A 4,941-nucleotide genomic window follows, 5' to 3' on the forward strand; every position below is an offset into this window, starting at 1 on the left:
CGGGCTCGGGATAGACCGTCACCGTCACCGTGAAGGGATCCCCCGAACAGCCGGCTGCCGTAGGGAAGACCTCATAGATGACCGACTGAACCTGACTAGTTATATTGGTCAGTGTACCACTTATTTGGACACCGCTGCCAGAGATACCATTCAAACCAGTACCCTGGCTTAAGATAGTCCAATCGTAAGTAGTACCATTAGGAACAATTTGATTATTAGCACAATCATTTTCGGGCTCTAACAGAAAACTTTCACCGGAACAAATCGCAGTGGTCAAATCCGAAATTGTCGGTTTAGGAGCTACTATAAATTCAAAATCGACAGGATCGCCCACGCATCCATTAAACGTCGGGGTTACTTGAACCGTAACTTTACCAGTTGTATTACATCCATTAAATAATTGCATGGAAGGAATAGTGGCTGTATTTTGTAAATCAGCTGGAAAACCCGTGATTGCATCTGAAGTACTTGCTTGCCATTGATAAGTCGTTCCCGGAATATCCGACACTAAGGATATAGGACTCGTAGAATCTTCTGAACATATGGTTTGTGAAAGGGTATCATTAGTTATTACAGGAACCTGCTTAAAAATGAAGGAAAAATCATCTGAACTATTGACATCACAGTAACCGGAAACGGTAACTCTAACAATGTATTCCCCAAAAGATGTAAAATTGATTTGAGGAAAATCAGAACCCGAATCCGTAGCGTTTACAAAAGTGTAATTTGTCGCCGGGGTGGTGCCATCATTTTCAAAAACTTCCCAAAGATAAGAGGTAGGGGTATACGGAGACTCGGTATAGGTAGGTACTATTTCCAAGTCCCCAAAATCCAAAGTATGATTAGCAGGAGATTCCTGACAAACTTCTTTATTATCCGTATTAAAAGAAACAGAAGGGTCTCCAAGTATGATGATTCTATCCTCATAGACATTTGTTCCACAAACATTTTCAAGCTTGAGAGATACAGTGTATGCTCCCGGTTGGTCAAATGAAATATTAATATCAGTCTGGTTTTGAGCCGCTATACCGTCGTCGGGATCTTGGTCCAAAATAGAAAAACCATCAGCAGTAGCCGGAGTGCTCAAATCCGGAGTAACCATCCAGGTATATGTAGGATTTCCGCAAGAAATGGGTGTTACGCTCTCTGTGTTTGAGGTATTTTGAAATGAAATAGTTTCTGGAGCACAAATAAATTCTGATGGGGTAAATGCAAATGAAGCCGATGGTTCGGGTTCAACAATAATTGTTTCCTCATAGGTATCTGATTGAACACAACCTACTGGGTTATTGATGATAAGACGAACTTTCCAGCAACCTGGTTTTCCCTGCGTAAAATTCCCTGGAATGGTCAAAGTACCTGCTTGAAAATCGACCCAACCAGCAAAAAAAGAATTATTTGGATCAATACTGCTCCAAGAAGAATCACCAGGACCTAAAACTTCCCAGTAAGTGACGTACTCTGTTGAGCATTCTGAACCAAAACCATACGAACCTTCTATTGAAGTATCCGTAACTTCTATAGGACTCCCCTCACAAATAATTTCTTCCGTTACAAATGAGGCTGATGGTTTTAAACTTACATTAATCCATTTTGATGTTCCACCTCCGTTTTGGACATATTCTTCACAATCATAGGAATTTTCTACATTATTAAATAATCCTTTATTGTAAAGGTTAAAATTGAGTTTAAAGTAAAAATTTCCATTATCTGGATTTTCATCTTGGAATTCACTTATACAGGTAGTGGTGTCATATGTATGACTTAGTGTATTACAATTCAGAAGTCGATCATGAGTGTAATATTCCTGAGATGATGAATCCAAATTCATATCACCATAATGGATGGAATAGAGTGATCCTGGGTAATTACCCTGCAAACTACTAACCGGCACTTCAAAGCCAACACTATCATCAACGCAGACCGTTTCCGAACTTGTATTGGCAATCCCTGTGATATTTGTATTAAAATGAAATATGAACCCAGATATATTATGATATTCGCTTGATGTCCCAGTATTAATAGATCGATCAAACTCCATAAGATAATAACCAACAGGTAATCCGGAAGGTATTTCAAATTGTCCAAAGAAATTTACACTTATTTCTTGCCATGAGCCAGAGTGAAATATTCGAATGGTAGTGTCATTGGAGTTTCCGTCAACAAGCATTAATCTGATTCCTCCATTTTCACTTGGGGTCAAATCGGTCTGCCCTTTGTCTTTGTAACCGAAAAAATAATTACCAGAAGCCAAATCGATACATTTAATAAAAGTATCCAAATCGGTAAAAGTATTACCTAAAAAACCTAATTGGGCTGGCAATACATCAGGACTACCATCTGCGACAATCTCAAAAGTATCCGTCTCAACAGTTGTCACTGGGTTAGTAGTCCGAACCCGCAATTTATAACTTGCCCCAGGGACGGCATCGGAAGGAAGCACACCGTTCATGGCTGGCAGAAAAAACTCTTGTTCGGTTGCCAAGGTCGTCGCCGATACAAAACTTCCTGTTTCATCCGATAGTTCCAATATAAATTGATTATCCAACTCAAAAATGCCCTCGGGCTCAATGAATATGGCTACATGCCCACCCTGAACGTATGTCCCTGTATTAAATCGCACTAAAGAAATATAGGTTGGTGCTTGGCAACCATCCGATTGTTGTTGGGCAAAACCTGATACGAGAAAAAAGAGTACGAAAAAACTAAAAAGAATGGTTTTTTTCATTGGATAGGGTGTTATTACAAATTGGCTTTAGTTATTTTAATTTCCATTTAATCGATTTGAGGAGATTATTTTCTTGACCTTCTGCCGCGTTAAAATGGAGAGCGCCTTTACCTTTTTCAGTTATTTGATGGACAATAACCAGATATCTTACTGACATTAGGTGCCTCAGATAGTTCCCAACCGTTGGGATACACCGAAGGTACCTCAGGGGATTTATTCCAACATCTAACTCATATTATGGAAAAGGGGCACTTTACCTTGAAAAACATCTTGAAAAGATAGGAGGATGAAAAGGGTTCAACGACATACCCTAGTTTTCAATACTTTAAGAACTGTAAATGCATAGATAAATTAACGTTTTAAGTTTAGTTTAGATTTTAGGGCAATCTTTTCTAATTTACATAGTTTTTAATAGAAAAAAAGATAAATATAGTGTAATTAAGTATTTTCTACGATTTTATAATATATTTCAACGATTTTATTTGGTTATTAAAATTTAATTTTCTGAGAATATAGTTGCTAAAATTAGTCTTGGACAAGGTTTATTGGGATGGATAGTATTTCTGAAACAGTACACACAGTTATATTTTTAACTTCCCTTAAACTAAAGTATTGATTGTGAGATACGTTATCTGAAAATATATAGCCTATATCAGTCACATTAGCCAAAACTTAGATCCCCCGATGTATTAGTTGAATTTGAAACCATCGATTTTTGATTGATACCTGTCACAGGAAAAATGTTCCAATTACCATTGTCCTAATTGAAAAGAAATCTAGCAAACCTAATGTCCATAATATTGCTGAGATCTCAACTTCCAATATTCTAATTAAATGCAAAATTGGACGTGAAACAAAAAAGTCCACAATAGGTTAGGCTACATTTTTAAGATTACATAAATGTTCAAATTCCTAAATGGTGATGATCCCTAGAGCCGAATATCTTCTGTTGGTGTTGTACCAGGTCTCGATTCGTTCAAATATGGACAGCGAGGCCTCTTGTCGATTATGGTAATCAGTCTCTCATTCTAAGTGCTTTACGCAGGTTTGGGAGCTTGATTCCTGCCCGCAGGCCCAATGCCCATACATTGGACGAGCTTGCCCGTTTTTTGGGATATCTCTCGTTTTCCGATTATGTCAGATCAAAAAACAAAAACCACCAATGGTTCAACGATGCCGAGATGCAGCGCCTCAAACATAAGTCCCGGTTGGAACCGGGAGATTTTGCGTTTTTGGTCCAACAATACAAACAATATAATTCGGTCTATTATGTTTCAAGTCTTTTTGAACATGCGGTGTACCTCGAAAACTGGGACAATGCAAAGGACCTTTTTGAGCCTCTTAATATCCCCTTCTTAAAAGCGAATGTGGACGTGACCGAATATACGGCCAAAATGGCCTATTTGGTCTTCCAGTTCATTAACCAAGTCCCCGAGACCTTTTTTGAAGGGATTCGCAAAAACTTGGTTTCCTGTAAAGAGTTTAGGTACTATTGCATTTATATCTATGTCGATATCATCAACCTCAACCACCGGTATGGAAAAATAATAAAGACCGCCCAATCATTAGATATCGATTTTGAGGAACAGCTTTTCCTTGATCTGATCCATGGACTGAAACAATATCTGAACACAGGGACGGCACCTCCCGTACACCGAGAGGAAAAGGAACTGGACCATCTGCCGGATGTTCTGGTCGGCAGGTATTACGGTTATCGATTGCTTTACGCTAAAATCGAAGGAAACCCTAACGATGAAAACTTCCATTGGCAATGTTTTCTGGACCGAATGGATAACAAGACCGATCTTCGACAATATCTACACGAATTCATACACCACTTGATGTTGGCCAGGGACTTGGAACGCTTGGCATTTATACTGCAAACCTTTTACGAACCCATTTTTGACAAGCACCATTTGCACAGTTATCTGGATATTTTTCTGTTCAACCTCATGGATATTATGGTCAGTTATTGTTCCGGGGAAATCAAAAGGGCACAAATCATTTTCAAGGATTTGAATCTGGAAAGGATCAAATACGGGTCCTACTGTGACTACTATCTTATTTTTTATGCCATCATAGGATACCATTTGGCGGAAACGCAAAAAGAAAAGACCAGACACTTGAACAACTACCGAAATCTCACTGAGCTTTCAAAATTTAGCCTGTTGGACGATGCATACTTAAAACGTTTTTTGATAACGGAATAACCC

The 4,941-nt window shown here is 38.6% G+C and carries 2 protein-coding genes; one reads left to right on the forward strand and one right to left on the reverse strand.

Annotated elements, in window-relative coordinates:
* A partial coding sequence (locus EO130_RS15350; RefSeq protein WP_313781505.1) for a PKD-like domain-containing protein occupies window positions 1–2,728 on the reverse strand: 2,728 nt, incomplete at its 3' end.
* Between the two features lie 1,055 nt (window positions 2,729–3,783).
* On the opposite strand from EO130_RS15350, the gene EO130_RS15355 reads away from it, so the two are divergent.
* A complete protein-coding gene (locus tag EO130_RS15355; protein ID WP_127142501.1) occupies window positions 3,784–4,938 on the forward strand; it encodes a hypothetical protein in 1,155 nt (384 codons plus the stop codon).
* Window positions 4,939–4,941 lie beyond the last annotated feature (3 nt).

Origin of the sequence: Flagellimonas marinaquae (assembly GCF_003992675.1) — a bacterium.
Classification (GTDB): Bacteria; Bacteroidota; Bacteroidia; order Flavobacteriales; family Flavobacteriaceae; genus Flagellimonas; species Flagellimonas marinaquae.